Consider the following 390-nt stretch of genomic DNA (forward strand, 5'->3'; position numbering starts at 1 on the left):
CCAGAATCTGCCGCAACGCCGCGCCGTCGCCGCGCCCGGCCGCTTGCGAGGCAAAGCCGGTGGTGCCCATGCGCAGGAAACCCATGGTCCAGGCCAAAAATGTATACAACGTCGCGCCCACCGCCACGGCACCCAATTGATGGGCATGGGGCAGATGGCCGATTACGGCGCTGTCGACCAGCGCCACCAATGGCACGGAAATATTGGAAAGAATCATCGGCGCCGCCAGCGACCAGACCCGTTTATGGGTCGTGCGGTGGCGCCAGTCGCTGAACAAAGTGGACATGAAGGCTCCCGGGCAAGGCGCGCATTGTAGAGGGCAACCGCGGTCTGCAACACCGTTGGAGAAAGGCTTGCCCGCGAACGCTGTTTTTGAGTGTTGGATGTGCA

The 390-nt window shown here is 62.3% G+C and carries 1 protein-coding gene; it reads right to left on the minus strand.

Translation table 11 applies throughout. The features are described from left to right. On the minus strand, window positions 1-286 hold a 286-nt coding region (locus SxD43FB_RS24310), incomplete at its 3' end, for an MATE family efflux transporter (protein ID WP_255245905.1). Window positions 287-390 lie beyond the last annotated feature (104 nt).

It is taken from the genome of Sphingobium sp. D43FB, from assembly GCF_002312805.1.
Classification (GTDB): domain Bacteria; phylum Pseudomonadota; class Alphaproteobacteria; order Sphingomonadales; family Sphingomonadaceae; genus Sphingobium.